At 69.7% G+C, this 17,522-nt stretch carries 16 protein-coding genes, 1 rRNA gene and 2 pseudogenes; 12 read left to right on the plus strand and 7 right to left on the minus strand.

Annotation, left to right across the window (positions count from 1 at the left end; translation table 11 throughout):
- Positions 1–31: 31 nt before the first annotated feature.
- The 3 genes from ADK36_RS15225 to ADK36_RS15235 all read right to left on the minus strand — a co-directional run bounded on the left by ADK36_RS15225 (position 32) and on the right by ADK36_RS15235 (position 2,229).
- Positions 32–976, minus strand: coding sequence for an NlpC/P60 family protein (locus tag ADK36_RS15225; protein ID WP_425315351.1), 945 nt, complete (start codon positions 974–976; stop codon positions 32–34).
- A 145-nt stretch (positions 977–1,121) separates the two neighbouring features.
- A complete protein-coding gene (locus ADK36_RS15230; protein WP_048585573.1) occupies positions 1,122–1,913 on the minus strand; it encodes a trypsin-like serine peptidase in 792 nt (263 codons plus the stop codon).
- An 85-nt stretch (positions 1,914–1,998) separates the two neighbouring features.
- Positions 1,999–2,229 (minus strand): hypothetical protein, encoded by a 231-nt coding sequence (locus ADK36_RS15235; protein ID WP_053084753.1) that lies wholly within the window; start codon positions 2,227–2,229, stop codon positions 1,999–2,001.
- Positions 2,230–2,423: 194 nt separating this feature from the next.
- Here ADK36_RS15235 and ADK36_RS15240 point away from each other — a divergent pair, with 194 nt between their 5' ends.
- On the plus strand, positions 2,424–2,840 hold the full coding sequence (locus ADK36_RS15240) for a hypothetical protein (protein ID WP_234329771.1): 417 nt from the start codon (positions 2,424–2,426) through the stop codon (positions 2,838–2,840).
- A gap of 51 nt (positions 2,841–2,891) precedes the next feature.
- Here ADK36_RS15240 and ADK36_RS15245 read toward each other — a convergent pair whose 3' ends face one another.
- Entirely contained in the window at positions 2,892–3,839 is a 948-nt protein-coding gene (locus tag ADK36_RS15245; RefSeq protein ID WP_425315492.1) for an oxidoreductase, read from the minus strand.
- 181 nt (positions 3,840–4,020) lie between these two features.
- Between ADK36_RS15245 and ADK36_RS15250 the strand changes: the two genes are divergently transcribed.
- Entirely contained in the window at positions 4,021–4,614 is a 594-nt protein-coding gene (locus ADK36_RS15250; protein WP_048585576.1) for a TetR/AcrR family transcriptional regulator, read from the plus strand.
- A gap of 53 nt (positions 4,615–4,667) precedes the next feature.
- Here ADK36_RS15250 and ADK36_RS15255 read toward each other — a convergent pair.
- A pseudogene (locus ADK36_RS15255) lies at positions 4,668–5,255 on the minus strand (alpha/beta hydrolase); the annotation flags it as partial.
- On the opposite strand from ADK36_RS15255, the pseudogene ADK36_RS15260 reads away from it, so the two are divergent.
- The 8 genes and pseudogenes from ADK36_RS15260 to ADK36_RS15295 form a co-directional block, all read left to right on the plus strand.
- Positions 5,251–5,625 (plus strand): annotated as a pseudogene (locus ADK36_RS15260) (MarR family winged helix-turn-helix transcriptional regulator); the annotation flags it as partial. The pseudogenes ADK36_RS15255 and ADK36_RS15260 overlap by 5 nt on opposite strands.
- Positions 5,626–5,868: 243 nt before the next feature.
- Positions 5,869–7,218 (plus strand): S53 family peptidase, encoded by a 1,350-nt coding sequence (locus tag ADK36_RS15265; protein ID WP_053197901.1) that lies wholly within the window; start codon positions 5,869–5,871, stop codon positions 7,216–7,218.
- 359 nt (positions 7,219–7,577) lie between these two features.
- On the plus strand, positions 7,578–7,886 hold the full coding sequence (locus tag ADK36_RS15270; RefSeq protein WP_003991275.1) for a hypothetical protein: 309 nt from the start codon (positions 7,578–7,580) through the stop codon (positions 7,884–7,886).
- Positions 7,887–8,075: 189 nt separating this feature from the next.
- Entirely contained in the window at positions 8,076–8,906 is an 831-nt protein-coding gene (locus ADK36_RS15275) for a hypothetical protein (RefSeq protein WP_053197903.1), read from the plus strand.
- The gene (locus tag ADK36_RS15280; RefSeq protein WP_053197905.1) at positions 8,896–10,230 is read left to right on the plus strand and encodes a hypothetical protein; all 1,335 of its coding nucleotides are present in this window, start codon (positions 8,896–8,898) and stop codon (positions 10,228–10,230) included. The genes ADK36_RS15275 and ADK36_RS15280 overlap by 11 nt, the downstream gene beginning before the upstream one ends.
- On the plus strand, positions 10,227–11,783 hold the full coding sequence (locus tag ADK36_RS15285) for an SCO6880 family protein (RefSeq protein ID WP_048585580.1): 1,557 nt from the start codon (positions 10,227–10,229) through the stop codon (positions 11,781–11,783). The genes ADK36_RS15280 and ADK36_RS15285 overlap by 4 nt, the downstream gene beginning before the upstream one ends.
- 6 nt (positions 11,784–11,789) lie before the next feature.
- A complete protein-coding gene (locus ADK36_RS15290; protein WP_048585581.1) occupies positions 11,790–13,205 on the plus strand; it encodes an ATP-binding protein in 1,416 nt (471 codons plus the stop codon).
- A gap of 25 nt (positions 13,206–13,230) precedes the next feature.
- Positions 13,231–14,763 (plus strand): type IV secretory system conjugative DNA transfer family protein, encoded by a 1,533-nt coding sequence (locus ADK36_RS15295; protein WP_053197907.1) that lies wholly within the window; start codon positions 13,231–13,233, stop codon positions 14,761–14,763.
- A gap of 37 nt (positions 14,764–14,800) precedes the next feature.
- On the opposite strand, the gene ADK36_RS15300 is transcribed toward ADK36_RS15295, so the two are convergent.
- Positions 14,801–15,364, minus strand: coding sequence for a GNAT family N-acetyltransferase (locus ADK36_RS15300; RefSeq protein WP_048585588.1), 564 nt, complete (start codon positions 15,362–15,364; stop codon positions 14,801–14,803).
- Positions 15,365–15,449: 85 nt separating this feature from the next.
- Between ADK36_RS15300 and ADK36_RS15305 the strand changes: the two genes are divergently transcribed.
- Both ADK36_RS15305 and ADK36_RS15310 read left to right on the plus strand, forming a co-directional pair.
- A complete protein-coding gene (locus ADK36_RS15305) occupies positions 15,450–16,709 on the plus strand; it encodes a sensor histidine kinase (protein WP_078942821.1) in 1,260 nt (419 codons plus the stop codon).
- A complete protein-coding gene (locus ADK36_RS15310) occupies positions 16,706–17,383 on the plus strand; it encodes a response regulator (RefSeq protein ID WP_053197909.1) in 678 nt (225 codons plus the stop codon). The genes ADK36_RS15305 and ADK36_RS15310 overlap by 4 nt, the downstream gene beginning before the upstream one ends.
- A 47-nt stretch (positions 17,384–17,430) precedes the next feature.
- On the opposite strand, the gene rrf is transcribed toward ADK36_RS15310, so the two are convergent.
- A 5S ribosomal RNA gene (rrf, locus tag ADK36_RS15315) occupies positions 17,431–17,522 on the minus strand; the annotation flags it as partial.

Below are 17,522 nucleotides of genomic sequence, written 5' to 3' on the forward strand. Positions count from 1 at the left end.
CCGCAGCTCAGGGGGTGGGTTCACGCTCCGTCTACACCGTCGTGGGCAGCGCTTTCGCGCCATCTTCGGTCACCCGGGTGGCCCCGAAGTAGTCCGGGGTGTCGATCGGGTCGAATCGGATCACAGCACCCGTTCTCGGCGCGTCGATCATGTACCCGCCACCCACATAAATCCCGACATGCCGGATGGCCCGGGAGTTGGTGAGGTCGTCCGAGAAGAACACCAGGTCCCCGGGCAGCAACTCGTCCCGGTCCGGATGGGGCCCCGCGTTGTACTGATCGTTGGCGACCCGCGGCAACGAGATCCCGACACTGTCGTACGCGGCCTTCGTCAACCCCGAACAGTCGAACCGCCCATCGTCCGCAGCGGTACCGTCACCGCCCCAGAGGTAGAGCGTGCCGAGCTTCTTCTGGGCGTAGTAGATGGCGCCGGCGGCCTGCTTGCTGGGATCCACCCGGTTGACGGGCGCGGCGAAGCTCTGCTCCAGAGTCGTGATCGTCTTCACGTAGTTCTGGGTCTCCTTGTACGGCGGCACACCCCCGTACTTGATGACCGCGTACGCCCCGGCGTTGTAGGACGCGAGCATGTTCTTCGTCGGGTCGCCGGGCACGTCCTTCACGTACGAGGCGAGCGCACAGTCGTACGACGCGGCCGACGGAATCGCGTCATTCGGATCCCATACGTCGCGGTCACCGTCACCGTCGCCGTCGACCCCGTGCGTGGCCCATGTCCCCGGGATGAACTGCGCGATGCCCTGCGCCGCCGCCGGGCTCTGGGCCTTCGGGTTGAACCCGCTCTCCTGGTAGAGCTGGGCGGCGAGCAGGGCGGGGTTGATGGCGGGGCACAGGTTGCCCCACTTCTGCACGAGCGCCGAGTAGGCGGCCGGCACGGCCCCCTTGGCCAGGGACTTGGACGCTCCGCCCACTCCGCCCGCGAGGTTCCCGGCGACGATGTAGACCCCGACGACGAGCAGCATCACGAAGCTGAGCCCCGCCGCGAGAGCGGCGCCCGCCACGATCCATGCCTTACGCACCGTCAACCGCCCCTCGCCTGACAGGAGTCCGCCCGCGCCAGTCTAGGAGCTTCCCACGCGGAAGCCGCGGCAACCGATGCTCTCGTCATCAGTCGGGCTGCCGGGTTCCCCAGGTTCCCTCCCGCCCCGCTTCCCGATACAGCGCCGCCGCCTCCGCCCCGAACACCACGCTGAACGACACGTCCGCCGTCGCCCCACCCCCCTCGTGCCCACCGAGCACGCCCACGACCTCCCCGTCTCCGTTGACCCAGGGACTGCCGCTGGTCCCGCCGCTGAATCCCGGACACGCGATCCGCTGCTGGCTGCGGCCGTACGAGGTCGGCTCGTCGGTGCAACCGACCGGCACCCGGCGGGAGTTGGGGTAGCCGGTCACGGTCACCGCCGTGGCCCCGGTGGCCATCCCCGCGACGAACCGATTGCCGCCGACGACGTCCTCGACCCCTTCCCCGGCGCCACCCTCGCCACCCCGCCGGTCCGCCACCACCGCGAACGCCACGTCACTGTCCTCGCCCCGCCCCTTCGCCCACCCCTCCGGCAGAAACCGCCTCCCGAGCCTCCACACCCCGTACGGCGCCTCGCCGTCCCGGTACCCCGGCACGAACACGACGTCCTGCGCGCCGCCGTCCAGGCAGTGCGCCGCGGTGACGACGAGGTCGTGCTGCGGGCTGTGCACGACCGAGGCGGTACAGAAGCGCCGGCCACCCGAGAACAGGGCACCGACACGGGCGGTCTGCGCGGTGGCCGCGGCGACAACGGTGACTCCGAAGGGGCCCGAGCCGTCCTCCGCGGCCGCGGAGGAGGCAGAGGTGACGGAGGCGACGGCGAACAGGACGGCGACGGCGTGCAGGGCGGAGCGGGCGGAACGTGAGGGACGCTTCATCGGGCCCCACCCTTCCGCACGAAGGTGAGAAAATGGTCAGCCCCGCCGACCGGGATCCAGCCGTACGGGGAGACATGCCGGACGCTCACACGGTCAGTTCCGCCTGGGGCGGCACGGAGGAGACCGGGTCCTGCCGGATGTACCACTCCGTCGCCGGGATCCGCTCCCGTACGTCCGCCGGGAAGCCGGCGAGCAACCCCGGCACCGCCCCTGGCTCCACCTCGGTCCGATGGGCCAGTACGGCGGCCCACTTCTGCTCCAGCCAGGGCCGGACGTCCACGGTCGCGGTGATCCGCTCGTCCGGAACGGTGTTCATGCCCTCGCCCGAGAACCATGGGCATCGGCGGACCACCTCCGGAGACGCCCTACCCCTGAGTACGCATACTCAGGCACCAGGTCATCCGGCCCGGCAGACTGTGCCGCGACCGATCAACCGACCGACCAACCGACCGACCAACCAACTGACCGACGACCAACGCATCTTCGAAGGCATCTTCAGGGGGAACCAACGTGACAAGAACCAGCCGCGCCCTGGCCATGACGGCACTGGCGGCCTGCGGACTGACCGGCCTGGGGGCGGCGCCCGCCGCCGCGTCGACCGATGTTCTGCTGCCCCATCCCGGCCCGGAGGGCCTGGTGTGGGTGCCGGAACAGACGGGAGACGGCGGAGTCGCGTCCGGCGGCGCCTGGGACAGGCTGCCGACCGTGCTCACGGTGGCGTGCGAGGGCGGCGGCGATGTACGGGTGACGATGTCGCAGGAGACGGAGATCGCCGCTTTCTCGGTCGACTGCCCCGCCGACGGGGCCGGTGTGGGCTCCGTGACCATGGATCCCGGCGTGGTCCGTCCCGGATCCTTCTCGATCGGCGTCGACGCTTCGGCGGACAACATCCGGTGGGCGCTGACGGTGACCCAGCCGGAGTCGTAGACCCTACGATCCGGCTCAAGTCGCGCCCAGGTGACGGCCGAGCGCCACGCCCTAACACTCGGCCGCCACCACGCCCTCGACCTCAGCCTCGACCTCTCCCTCACTCTTCCCCAACGGCCAGCTCACGCCCGTCAGTTCCTCCGAAACCGTCCACAACCGCCGCGCCACCACCGCATCGCTCGCCGCCGTGGTCCGCCCCACCAGCGTCGGCGCACCCCGCATCTCACCGAGCCCGTCAGGCCCGACATAGCACGCGCCGGGCAGGTCCTGCGTCGCGGCGTACAACGTCGGCAGCGCGCCCGCCCTGTCGTCCTGGGCGAAGAACCTGTTGCCGATCTTCATGAAGCCACGCATCAACGAACTCCCCGCATGGCTCTGCAGGTTGGTGGCGGCATAGCCGGGGTGCGCGGCCAGGGCGCGGACCCGGGAGCCGGACTCCGTCAGGCGGCGCTGAAGCTCCAGCGTGAACAACAGGTTCGCCAGCTTCGACTGGGCGTACGCGCGGTTCGGGTCATAGCCGGACGTCCAGTTCAGGTCCTCGAAACGGATCCTCGCGCCGAACCAGCGGTGGGCACCGGACGACAACGTCACGACCCGGTCGGCGACGTACGGCAGAAGCAGGTTCGTCAGCGCGAAATGGCCCAGATGGTTCGTGCCGAACTGCATCTCGAAGCCGTCCGCCGTCCGCTGCTCCGGCAGCATCATCACGCCGGCGTTGTTGATCAGCAGGTCCAGCGGCCGACCCTGCCACGTGTCCGCGAACTCCCGCACGGACGACAGGTCCGCCAGATCCAGGCGCCGCACCTCCGTGCTGCCGTTCACCGTCGCGGCCGCCGCCCGGCCGCGCTCCGGGTCCCGCACGGCGAACACCACATGCGCACCCGCTCGCGCCAGCGCGTCCGCCGCCCTCAGCCCGATCCCGCTGTTGGCGCCGGTGACGACGGCTGTCCGTCCGGTGAGGTCGGGGAGGCTGGTCGCGTCCCAAGTCTGCTTGGCCATCCGGGTCATCTCCTTCTTGTCAGTCTCAGCCCTCTAGGCACTCGGCCTACGCGGCTTCTCGGCCTCCTGAGCCTCCTGAGCCATGCCTCGAATGTAGGCGTCGCCAACAATGATGTCAATGACAACAATGATGGCGGCGCCAACAAAGATGGCACCGCCAACATCAAGCTACGATGGTCCAATGCCCGAGAGCCGCCCCTACCACCACGGAGACCTGCGCGCCGCCCTGCTCGCGGCAGCGGAACGCACCCTGCGCGAGAAGGGCACCGCCGCCCTCTCACTCCGCGAACTGGCCCGCGAGGTCGGCGTCAGCCACGCCGCCCCCGGCCGGCACTTCAAGGACAAGCAGGCCCTGCTCAACGCCCTGGCCCTGGCCGGCTACGAGCGGCTCGCCCAGTCACTGAACACGGCCGACGACCCCGCCCTCCCCCTGGAGCCACGCCTCACCGCCCTCGTCAGGGCCTACCTCGCCTTCGCCATCGACAACGCCGCGCTCCTGGAGCTCATGTACGCCCGCAAGCACGAGCCGGACGCCTCGGAACAGATGGCCGCCGCGGTCGAGCAGACGGTGGGAAGCCTCGAACGGGTCCTCGCGGAAGCCCAGCAGCGGGGCGAGGTCATCGACGGTGACCCGGCGGAGCTCAACCTCGTCACGGGCGCCACCCTCCACGGCGTGGCCGGCTTCATCAGCGCCGGCTGGCTGACGCCGGAAGCCGCCCTGGCGGGCGCGGAGGGCCTGGTCCACTTTCTGCTGCACGGCTTGAAGCCGCGCTGACGGCGACACCGCAGGAGCGCGGGCCCGCAGGCCCGCGCCACGGCGATGGTCGCTCACGCCCCGAAGGCACCGCGCAGAACACTGATCGCCTGCCCGATGGCAGCCTCCGCGGCCCGAGTCTCCCGCAGCGCGTTCAGCATCACGAAGTCGTGAATGACCCCCTGATACCGCACCGCGGTGACCGGCACGCCCGCCTCCCGCAACTTGTTCGCATACGCCTCCCCCTCGTCCCGCAGCACATCGGCCTCGGCCGTGATGACCAGCGCCGGCGGAAGCCCCTGAAGCTGCTCGACGGAGGCCCGAAGCGGCGACGCGGTGATCTGCGCCCGCTCGGCCTCATCGGTCGTGTACTGATCCCAGAACCACTGCATCGCATCCCGCCGCAGGAAGTACCCCTCGGCGAACTGCCGGTACGAGCCGGTGTCGAAGGCAGCGTCGGTGACCGGATAGAAGAGCACCTGCTGGACCAGTGGAACATCCCCGCGCTGCTTGGCCATCAAGGTGAGCGCGGCACTCATGTTGCCGCCCACCGAGTCACCGGCCACCGCGATCCGCCCGGCGTCCAGGTTGTTGCCCGCCCCCTCGCTGACGACCCACCGCGCGACGGCGTAGTTCTGCTCGATGGCGACCGGATAGCGCGCCGTCACCGCGCGCTATCGCCCCCTCCTCGACGAACTCGGCCTGACCTACCCGCAGTACCTGGTCATGCTCGTCCTCTGGGAGCAGGACTCGATCTCCGTACGCGACCTGGGCACGGCCCTCCAGCTGGAGTCCAGCACCCTCTCCCCCCTGCTCAAGCGCCTCGAAGCGGGCGGCCTGCTGCGCCGCGAGCGCCGCCCCGACGACGAGCGCTCGGTCGCCATCCGCCTCACCGAGGCCGGGGCCGGACTCCGCGACCGCGCGGCCACCGTCCCGCTCGCCATCGGCGACGCCATGGGCCTGACCCCCGAACAGGACGCCCTGGCCAAGCAGCTGCTCCGCCTGATCACCACGAACGTCACCGAGAACTGAGCCCCGCGGCGCCCCACCTTCCGGCCCCGGTCAAGCCAAGGCCATCGCCCACCCATCCCCACGCCATTGATCAGCAATCCCCAACTTCCCTGAGCAATACGGAAGTCAGGATTGCGAAACTCATCTTGTTGTCACGTACTCAACAAGCGACAGTCGTCGGCGGGCCGCCGCCCCCACCGGGAACCACACCGGTGGACCCCCACCCGCATGCCTCTTCCCCCACTCCTCACCGGAGGCTGTCCGTTGCGTACGTCGACCCTCAACCCACTGACCAACCCCGGCAGATGGCGCCGCTTCACGTCCACGGCCGCCACCGCGGCCGCGACCACCGCCGCACTGCTCCTCGCAGGGCTCGCCACCGCGACCCACGCGACCGCCACCCCGCAGACCCCCGCCAGCTCCTCCGCCACCACGAAGGTCACCTGGACCGCCACCCCGTGCGCCACGCCCAAGCACAAGGGCGACCTGGCCTGCAACTCGGTCCGCGTGACCGGCGGCACCACCGCCTTCGAGAAGCAGCGGGCGGCCAGAGACGGCAACAAGGACGGCATCACCCCGAAGGCCGGTGACACCACCACCCCCTCCGGCTACGGCCCGTCCGACCTCCAGGACGCCTACGGCCTGACGTCCGCCGCCGCCTCCAACGGCGACGGCGAGACCATCGCGATCGTCGACGCGTACGACGACCCGAACGCCGAGGCCGACCTCGCCAAGTACCGATCGCAGTACGGCCTCTCCGCCTGCACCTCCTCCAACGGCTGCTTCAAGAAGGTCGGCCAGACCGGTTCCACGACCTCCCTCCCCTCCGCGGACAGCGGCTGGGCCCAGGAGATCTCCCTCGACGTCGACATGGCGAGCGCCACCTGCCCGAACTGCAACATCCTGCTGGTCGAGGCGTCCTCCGCCTCCATGGAGGATCTGGGCACCGCGGTGAACGAGGCGGTCAAGCTGGGCGCCAAGTACGTCTCCAACAGTTACGGCGGCTCGGAGTCCTCCTCCGACGCCTCGTACGACTCCGCGTACTTCAACCACCCGGGCCTCGCCATCACCGTCAGCGCCGGCGACTCGGCCTACGGCGCCGAGTACCCGGCCGCGTCCCGGTACGTCACCGCCGTGGGCGGCACGAAGCTGTCCGCCTCCTCCACCTCGCGCGGCTGGACGGAGTCCGTCTGGAAGACCAGCAGCACCGAAGGGACCGGCTCCGGCTGCTCCTCGTACGACACGAAGCCGAGCTGGCAGACCGACAGCGGCTGCGGCAAGCGCATGATCGCGGACGTCTCGGCCGTCGCGGACCCGGCGACCGGCGTCTCGGTCTACGACTCCTACGGCGTCACGGCCGGCTGGTACACCTTCGGCGGCACCAGCGCCTCCGCCCCGATCATCGCGGGCGTCTACGCCCTGGCCGGCACCCCGTCCAGCGGCTCCTACCCCGCCCGGTTCCCGTACGACGCCGCCGGTACGTCCGCCCTCAACGACGTCACCTCCGGCAACAACGGCACCTGCTCCACGTCGTACTTCTGCACCGCCCGCTCCGGCTACGACGGCCCCACCGGCTGGGGCACCCCGCAGGGCCTGGACGCCTTCACCGGCTGACCCTCCGTCACCAGCCCTGACAGCAACGGGCCACGGCACCCCGTCGTGGCCCGTTCGCCATGCCGGGATAGCCTTCACCCGCAGAACACGGGCACGACCACTCACCCGACCGGCCGTCAGAAACGGCCCCCGGCGTGAGGATGGCTAACGACGGAACCACACGACAGGTTCCGCTCAGGCCTCATTGCCCGGGGTGACCTGCCGTGATACACAGAGTGACCGTACGAGCTATTCGTACGAATCCCGCCCATCAATGACGCCAAGTCGACATACGACAGCGCCATTGTCGGCGAGAATGAGGGCTGACCTCTGCGCACCGCAGGGGACTGCGGAACTACCCGACAGGGGCGGTGACTTACATGCTCTTTGCGGCCGATAAGGGCGACATCAACACCATCATCGGCGGGATCGCTCCGGACTGGGGTCCCTTCGGCAGCCTGGGCAACGAGGCGAAGGTGATGATCGAGGTCGTGATGGCGGTGGCCATCCTGCTCTGCCTCGGTATCGCCATCTGGGGCGCGGCCAAACAGCGCATCGGCGCCACGGCACTGCGCGACACCTTCAGCGCAGAGCAGGGCAAGGGCCTGATCATCGCCGGCCTGACGGGCGTCTTCATCATCGGCTCACTGGGCACGCTGTTCACCATCGTGTACGGCATGGCCGTCTAGGCGACCCCGTCCCCGCCCGTCCACTCCGGGCACGCCCGGCCCCCTCGTCCCCCACCCACCCGTCGTGCCCACCGGCTGAGGTTGCGTTTCCCTGATGTCGAGTCACCACACCGCGCCCATGCGGGAACCAGCACGGCTACCGTCGTACTCCTACGTGTTTTTGTCCGACGTCGAGGGGGCGTACGCGGCATGAGTCTCGGAGACGAGCGGGAGCCCTCCGGCGGCTACGGAGGCACGGGTCAGACCCGCACACGGCTGCCCGAAAGCGGCGGTGACGTGTACGGGGGCGCGCGGCGGGGTGGCCGCTCGTCGTCCCGGAGCCTGGTCACCGTGGTCGGCGTGGTCGTCCTCCTCATCGCAGCGATCGCCTTCGCGAACCGTGGAGGCGACGACTCCGCGGCCCCCTCCGGGGATGAGAACCAGCCGAATTCCTCATCCACGGCAGCGAGCGGGACCCGTCCGGTGGATGGCAAGGCCGGGGGGATTCCCGGGGGGTTCGCGCGGGATGAGCAGGGGGCGCAGAGTGCGGCGGCGAACTATGCGGTGACGCTGGGTTCGACCGGCATGTTCAGCAAGGAGAGTCGGCACAGCATCGTCGACACGATTTACACGCCGACGGCAGCCGCAAAGCTCCAAGGCGCGATGGACCAGGCGTACTCACCGGACTTCCTCAGCAAGCTCGGCCTTGACGCGAGCGGTAACGCCCCGGAGGGCAGCACGTTCGTATCGCGCACTGTGCCTGTGGGCACCAAGGTCGAACAGTTCACACAAAGCAGCGCCAAGGTCTCTGTCTGGTACATGGGCCTCATCGGCATGTCGGGCCAAGGCTCGACCGACCCCGTGAGCTCAACGTGGAAGACCTGGACCTTCGAGCTGCAATGGGTCAGTGATAACTGGAAGATCACCGCGGACACCCAGAAGGATGGCCCGGCGCCGGTGCCCGGTGACGACAGAGCCGCCAGCTCCGACGAGATCAGCAAGGCCATCGAGGAGTACGGAGGGTTCACGTATGCCCGGTAACCCGCGTCGCGTACTCAAGATCACGGCACTGGTCGCGGCCGTGCAGACGGGTGCCGTTCTGCTGGCCACCCGCGCCTACGCGGCACCTACGCCTACACCCACACCGACAGCGAGCGACGATCCCTGTGACCTGCTCATCGGTCCGGCCAAGCAGTACTGCGAAAAAGACAACGGCGGAAGCTCCAGAAGCGGCGGCACCCCCTCCCTCACCGACCCCACCTCCACCCTCGACCCCCTCTCCTCCCTCGCAAAGGGCTGCGCCGAAGCCGCCGCCTGGACCGTCAACAAGCTGAGCGAGGCCGTGAAGGAGACCGCCAACGTCGACTTCACGAACGAGAAGTTCCTCCAGCAGTACGCGGTCGTCTTCGCGGCATCGACCATCCTGACCCTCCTCCTCTGGCTCCTGGCGGTCGCCAAGCGAGCCGTCCGAGGGGTCCCCCTCAGCACCGCCATCTCGGAGGCGATCGGCTTCCTCTGGCTGACGGTGCTGGCGTCGGCCTTCACGCCGCTGATCCTCTACACGGTCGTATCGGCCACCGACGGCATCACGGACGTCCTGGCGAAAACGACGGGCGACCAGACGGACACCTTCTTCGGCACCTTCTCCGGAGCCCTGGAGAAGGGCGAGGACATCGGCGGCGGCCCGATCATGCTGATCGTGGTGTCCCTGGTCTCCATCCTCGCCGCCGGCGTCCTCTGGCTGGAGCTCGTCATCCGCGCCGCCCTGCTCTACGTCGGCGCCCTCCTCGGCACCGTCGTCTACGCCGGCCTGGTCGACAAGAACCTGTGGGGCCACGTCCGCCGCTGGGCGGGCATCATGATCGCCGTCATCCTCGTGAAGCCGGTCATCGTCATAGTGCTCGGCCTGGCGGGCGCCCTGTCCGCCGACGACGGCCCGAACGCCTTCTCCGCCGTGGTCTCCGGCCTGGCCATCATCCTGCTCGCCATCTTCGCGAGCGCGATGATCTACCGCTTCGTGCCGGGCTTCGGCGACGAGCTCGCCGGCTCCCGCAACAACCGCATCATGCGGGGCGCCGAAGGCAAGGCCGCCGCTGTCATCAGCTCCCCGGCGACCCTCGTCGCCCAGGGCATCAAGACGCACAGCTCCCGCGCGGACAACCAGGGCGGCGGCCAGGGCGGCTCGGGCGCCCGCCCCTCCAACCCCGCCTCCGGCGGCGTCGCCGCGCACAGCTCGCGCTCCTCGAACGGAGGCGGCGGATCTGTCCCCTCCGCCGCACCCGCGCCCCGTTCGAGCAGCCCGGTGAACACCCCCCACGCCAGTAACACCCGCAACAGCAATCGTTCAGGAGGTGACGGGCGTTGACGACCGAGTCCCACGTGTCCCACGCGGTCACGCCCCGCCGTTCATATCTGATCGGCCGCGCCCGGCCGAACGCGATCGTCGGCCGCAACCGCGAGACCGGCGAGATCGCGCTGATCATCGGGGGCGCGTTCCTCGGCATGATGTGCGGGCTCCTCGTCCCCGTCCTGTCCCTGCGCATCGTGCTGCTGATGGGCTTCCCGCTGCTCGCGCTGGCGGCGGTCTACGTGCCGTACAAGCACCGGACCTTCTACAAGTGGTTCGAGATCAACCGCAGCTACAAGCGCACCCTCCGCCAGGGCACGGCCTACCGCTCCGGCGTCGTCGAGGCCGGCACCCGCCTCGACGGGCGCGAGATCGAGGTCGGCCCGCCGCCCGGCATCGGCCGCATCACCTGGCTGGCCGCCCCCTTCGGGCCCGACGAGATCGCCGTGCTCCTGCACGCCGACCGTCGCACGGTCACCGCCGCCATCGAGATCGAGGGCCCCGGCGTGGGCCTGCGCGACTCCGAGGACCAGGAAGCCCTCGTCGACCGCTTCGGCACCCTGCTGAAGCATGTCGCCAACGGCGACGGCTTCGTCACCCGCCTCCAGATGCTCGCCCGCACCCTCCCCGCCGACCCCGACGCCCACGCCAAGGACGTCGCTCAACGCGGCGACGAGCGGGCCCTGGGCTGGCTGCAGCAGTCGTACGACCAACTCCAGTCGATGGTGTCGACGAGCAGCGAGCAGCACCGCGCATACCTCGTCGCCTGCATGCACTTCACCCGCGAACTGGCCGCCGAGGCCCAGGCGATGGCCCGCGCGGCCCGCCCGCACGGCGGCAAGGTCGACCGGGACGCGGGTCTCGCCGTCGTCATGGCCCGCGAGCTGACCGACATCTGCTCGCGCCTCCAGGAGGCCGACATCCGCGTACGGCAGCCCCTCGGCCAGGGCCGCCTCGCCTCCCTCATCCACTCCATGTACGACCCGGACCACCCGATCGACCACATCCAGGCGATGACGAAGCGCAACGCCTGGCCGGCCGAACTGGACGCCATGGAGCCCACGTTCCTCCAGGCCAAGACCCGGGAGTCGTCCACCCGGGCGCCCTGGTGCCACGCCACCGCCTGGGTGAAGGAGTGGCCGATGACCCCGGTCGGCGTCAACTTCCTGGCGCCGCTCCTGGTCCACACCCCGGACGTCATCCGCACGGTCGCCGTCACGATGGACCTCGAACCCACCGAGGTCGCCATCGAACGCATGCTGACCGAGAAGACCAACGACGAGGCGGAGGCCAGCCGCGCCGCCAAGATGAACCGCACCGTCGACCCCCGCGACATCGCCGCCCACAACCGTCTCGACCAGCGAGGCGAAGACCTCGCGAGCGGTGCCGCCGGCGTCAACCTGGTCGGCTACATCACCGTCTCCTCCCGCTCCCCCGAGGCCCTGGCCCGGGACAAGCGGACCATCCGGGCGTCAGCCGGAAAGTCGTATCTGAAGCTGGAATGGTGCGACCGCGAGCACCACCGGGCATTCGTCAACACACTCCCCTTCGCCACCGGCATTCGGAGGTAGGACCTGATGCGGGACCCGCTGTCCGTCCTCACCGACGCCTTCACGTCCTTCCTCTTCGGGAAGGTCGAGACGACCCGGCTGCCGGTGCGCACGTCGACGGGCCAGGCCCAGGCGGTCTACCTCCCGACCGCCGCGCCGGGTCTCGGTGACTCGGGGGTGATCATCGGCCGCGAGGTGTATTCCGGCAAGGGCTACATCTACGACCCCTTCCAGCTGTACGGCCAGCAGCTCCCCGCCCCGCACTGGCTGGTCCTCGGCGAGTCCGGAAACGGCAAGTCGGCCCTGGAGAAGACCTACGTCCTACGCCAGCTCCGCTTCCGCGACCGCCAGGTCGTCGTCCTCGACGCCCAGGGCGAGGACGGCGTCGGCGAGTGGAACCTCATCGCGCAGGAGCTGGGAATAACTCCCATCCGCCTGGACCCGATGGCGGCCCTGGACATGGGGATCCGCCTCAACCCGCTCGACCCCGCGATCACGACGACGGGCCAGCTGGCCCTGCTCCGGACGATCATCGAGGTCGCGATGGGGCACGGCCTCGACGAACGCTCGGGCTTCGCCCTGAAGGTCGCGCACGCCTACGTCAACGAGACGATCGTCGAGCGCCAGCCGGTCCTCTCCGACATCGTCGAGCAGCTACGGCACCCAGAGCCGGAGTCCGCCGAGGCGATGAACGTCGCCATAGACGACGTACGGGCCTGGGGCCTGGACGTGGCACTGGTGCTGGACCGCCTGGTCGACGGTGACCTGCGCGGCATGTTCGACGGTCCGACCACGGTCGGCATCGACCTCGACGCGCCGCTCATTGTGTTCGATTTGTCCCACATCGACCGCAACTCGATCGCCATGCCGATCCTGATGGCGATCGTGGGCGTATGGCTGGAGCACACCTGGATCCGCCCCGACCGGAAGAAGCGCATCTTCCTGGTCGAGGAGGCCTGGCACATCATCAACAGCCCCTTCGTGGCCCAGCTCTTCCAGCGCCTGCTGAAGTTCGGCCGCCGCCTGGGCCTGTCCTTCGTCGCCGTCGTCCACCACCTGTCCGACGTCGTCGACGGCGCGGCGGCGAAGGAGGCCGCCGCGATCCTGAAGATGGCGTCCACCAGGACCATCTACGCCCAGAAGGCGGACGAGGCGAGAGCGACGGGCCGCGTCCTGGGCCTCCCACGCTGGGCGGTGGAGATCATCCCGTCCCTCACCCCCGGCATCGCGGTGTGGGACGTCAACGGCAACGTCCAGGTCGTCAAACACCTGGTCACCGAGACGGAACGTCCTCTGGTCTTCACCGACCGCGCGATGACCGAGTCGTCCGCCGACCACGAGCTGACCGACGACGCCCTGCGCGCCGCCGAGCTGGAGGCGGAGGAACGGGCGGCGGCCTTCGTGGAACAACACCTCGGCGACTCCGAATCGACGGTGGCATAGGGCCGGCGCAGGGCAAGGAGGCAGCGTGAGACCGGACGACCGCCGGGCACACCGGGACCACCGGGACGGCCAGGGAGGCATCCCCGACGGCCTGCTCATCGGCATACTCGCCTTCCTCCTCGGCATGACCCTGCTGGTCTGGACGGCGACGGGCCTCGCAGCCCTGTTCGCCCACGGCTCCTGGCCCTCCGGCGTCACCTTCACCCACACCCCCCTGGCCATGCGCTCCCTGATCACCCAGCCCCACGACATCCCGGGCGCGTGGCCGGAGACACCGAGCGAGCAGCTCTCCGGGTACGGCCTGTTCTGGGGGCTGTTCATCGGCCAGCTGATGGTCCTGATCGTGCTGACCGTGTTCGTGCTCGGGACAGTGGCAAGGTGGCGGGCCGTCAGGGCCGGTCGGCGCGGTGGAAAGGCAGAGGTCGCGGGAGAGCCCGGGAATGCGGAGGCGCCAGGACCGATGGCGCACGATGTCCCGGCACCGCACGTCATACCTGCGCCCAGAACGGAGCTGGCGCCGCTACCGGCACCCCAGCCACCGGCACAGGCACAGCCACAGCCACAGCCGACGGGGCATTCTGACGCCGGCCGGCCGACGGCGCTCACCGCACCCCGGGGACTCGGCGAACCGGCGTGGGACAGGCTTGTCATAGCCACAAGGGAAAGCCGCCAGGCAACCGCAACCCAGGCCGTACACGACGCGGAAGGCCCCGCCCTCGTAGTCACCTCGAACCCGGCCCTCTGGCAGGACACAAAGGACGCCCGCGCAAAACTCGGCCCAGTCCTCCTCTACGACCCCGCCCACCGCTGCGACACCCCGGCCCGCATCCACTGGACCCCCACAACAGGCTGCGAGGACAAGCAGACCGCGGTCTCCAGAGCCACCGCACTCCTGACCCCGGTCCGCCCCACCTCCCGCCTGGACCAAGCGGTCAGCGACACCGCCGAAACGCTCCTGCGAAGCTACCTCCACGCCGCGGCCATCGACGGCCGCACCATCCGCCACGTCCACCGCTGGTCCCAGGGCGGCCAGATCCAGGACGCCGTACGCATCCTCCGCACCAACCCGAAGGCCGCCCCCGGCGCGGCGGGCGAACTCGAAGCCGCCCTCACCGCCCACCCCGAACGCCGGGACATGGCACAGGAGTTGACCACCAGAGCCCTCTCGGCCCTCTCCACGGTCAACATCCGGGAGTCCTGCACTCCAAACCGAACTGATGCCCTCACCTTGGATTCCTTCGTCCATGAAGGGGGCACGCTTTATGTGGTGGGTGAATCCATCGAGGACCCCCGAACCAACCCGGGCGCCATGCCACTCCTGACGGCCCTCGCCGCAAGCGTGGTCGAGCGCGGCCGGCGCATGGCCGAACGGTCATCCTCCGGTCGCCTCGACCCACCACTGACGCTCGTCCTGGACGACGTCGCCGCCGTGGCTCCGCTTCCCCAGTTGCCGGAGCTGCTGGCCACCGGAGCAGACCGGGGCATGCCGACCCTGGCCCTGCTCCGGTCCCGGGAACAGGCCCGCTCCCGCTGGCCGCACGACGAACTCCCGGTCTAAGCGGACCAGTTACCGGCCCAGCAAGCCCTTCGCACCCTCAGGGCCGCTCGATGACGAACTCCCACTCGGACTCCTCCGACCCCGCACCGAGCGGCACGGTCACCCCACTCGGAACGAACCCCACCTTCCGATAGAACCGCTGCGCCCGCCCGTTCTCCTCGTGCACGATCAGCCGCACCCGCTCCGCACCACGCGCCCACGCCCACTGAAGGGCGGCGTCGAACAGCACCTCGGTCAGCCCGATCCCGCGCTCCTCGGGCCGCACGAACACGGCGACGACATGCCCCTGCTTCCGCTCCACCGGAAACCCGGCCCAGTCGCTCGTCCCCGGCTCCTCGACCAGCACGGTCAACGTCCCGACCCATCGCCCGTCCGGCCCTTCGGCGATGATCGTCTGCGCCTCCTCGGCGCCCTCACAGGCCCCGGCGGCCCGCTCCTGCCAGAAGGAGTCGGGCTGGGCCACGGCCTCCTCATAGGTCGTCAGAAAGGCGATCGGCGCGACCGGATCCCGCAGCGCGGCCAGCCGCAGCTCCTTCGCGGCGGCCCACTCGTCGGCACGTATCGACCGGATGACGTAGGCCCCGGGGCTCGTGGTGCTCATGGCCGCCACCGTAGTACCTGGGTACGACATCCCTCACCCGGAATACGGCCTGCGGCTCTGTGCTGCCTACCGGAAACCCCGCACGATGGACGACGTGACGGAAGAGCGAGGGACGGAACCCCTCACCCAGCACATCCACCGCATCACCCGACGCGTGCGGACCTTCGACCGACGCCACCCACTCGTGTGGGACCTGCACCTCACCGGCTTCTGGGTGACAGCGGCCCTCATCGACTACTACGGCGGCGGCTGGCTCAACGTGGCCCGCGACCACGACCACCCCGGTTGGCTCGTCCTCACCCTGAGCCTCGGCCTCTCCGTCCCCCTCCTCCTGCGACGCGCCCACCCCCGGGCCGTACTCCTCCTCATAGCCCCCTTCGCCCTGGTCAACGCCTGGACAGGCATCGCCCTCCAAGCGTTCCTGCTGCATCTCCTCGTCATCTTCCACATCGCCCTGCGCCGCCCACCGCGCCATCTGTGGTGGGCGGCAGCCCTGATGACCGCACCCATGGCCGTGATGGCCGCCCGCCACCCGCAGGGCAGCCCGGACAAGGACATCGTCCCCGTGCTGATGTCCATCGCCGTGGCGACAGCGATCGGCATCACCGTCCGCACCCGCCGCGACCACACCGAGGCCCTCGAGGACCGCGCCCGCCGCCTGGAGGTCGAACGCGACCAGCAGGCCCAGCTCGCCGCCGCGGCCGAACGCGCCCGCATCGCACGCGAGATGCACGACATCATCGGCCACAACCTCTCCGTCATCACCGGCCTGGCCGACGGCGGCCAGTACGCGGCCGCCAAGTCCCCGGAACGCGCCGCCCAGGCCCTGCACGCCATCGCCTCCACCAGCCGCCAGGCCCTGTCCGAACTACGCCGCCTGCTCGACGTCCTCCGCGACGAGGACAACCCCCGAACCCCCCAGCCGGAACTGACCCCCCAGCCCACCCTCACCGACCTCGCCCAACTCCTCGACGGCGTACGCGCCGCCGGCCTCCCCGTCCACACCACCACCCACGGCAGCCCCACCCTCCCCCCGGGCCGCCAACTCACCGTGTACCGCGTCATCCAGGAGGCCCTCACCAACACCCTCAAACACACCGGCCCGGGTACAACAGCCGCAATAGAGCTGTCGTACGAGGAGAAGGGCGCCGTGACCGTAACGGTGACCGACACCGGCAGCGGAGGCCCCGACCACCCCCTTCCGCAGCCCTCCGGCGGCCGCGGCCTGCCCGGAATGCGCGAACGAACCGCCCTGTACGGCGGCACACTTGAGGCCGGCCCACGCCCGCACCCCGAACAGGGCTGGCGCGTCCACCTGCATCTCCCGGAGGAAACCCCGCAGTGACCACCGTCCTCATCGCCGACGACCAGCCCCTCCAGCGCTTCGGCTTCCGAATGCTCCTGGAAAGCCAGGACGACATGACAGTACTGGGCGAAGCGGCCAACGGCAGCGAGGCCATCCGCCTGACTGCGGAACTCCACCCCGACGTGGTCCTGATGGACGTCCGCATGCCCGGCCTCGACGGCATCGAGGCCACCCGCCGCATCACCGCCTCCGGCGACCGCACCCGGGTCCTGATCCTCACGACCTTCGACCTCGACGAGTACGCCTACGCCGGTCTCCGCGCCGGCGCTTCCGGCTTCCTCGTCAAGGATGCCCAGCCGGAAGAGCTCCTTTCGGGCATCCGCGCGGTGTCCACCGGCGACGCGGTGGTCGCCCCGAGCCTGACCCGCCGCCTCCTCGACGCGTACGTCCACCATCTCCCGAGGCAGAACCCCACCGGGAACCCTGAACCCACGTCCCCTGACCCCCGCCTCGCGCCCCTCACCGACCGCGAACGCGAGATCCTCACGGTGATCGGCCAGGGCTGGACCAACACGGAGATAGCGACCCGCCTACACTTGGCCGAGTCGACGGTGAAGACCCACGTGGGCCGCATCCTCGCGAAGACGGGTTCACGGGATCGAATTCAGGCGGTGATTCTGGCGTACGACACCGGACTGGTGATGCCGTCCTGAAACGCGAAAAGGCCCACACCATAAGGTGTGGGCCTTTTCTAAAATTTGTTCGGCGGCGTCCTACTCTCCCACAGGGTCCCCCCTGCAGTACCATCGGCGCTGTAAGGCTTAGCTTCCGGGTTCGGAATGTAACCGGGCG

Origin of the sequence: Streptomyces viridochromogenes, assembly GCF_001270495.1 — a bacterium.
Classification (GTDB): domain Bacteria; phylum Actinomycetota; class Actinomycetes; order Streptomycetales; family Streptomycetaceae; genus Streptomyces; species Streptomyces viridochromogenes_A.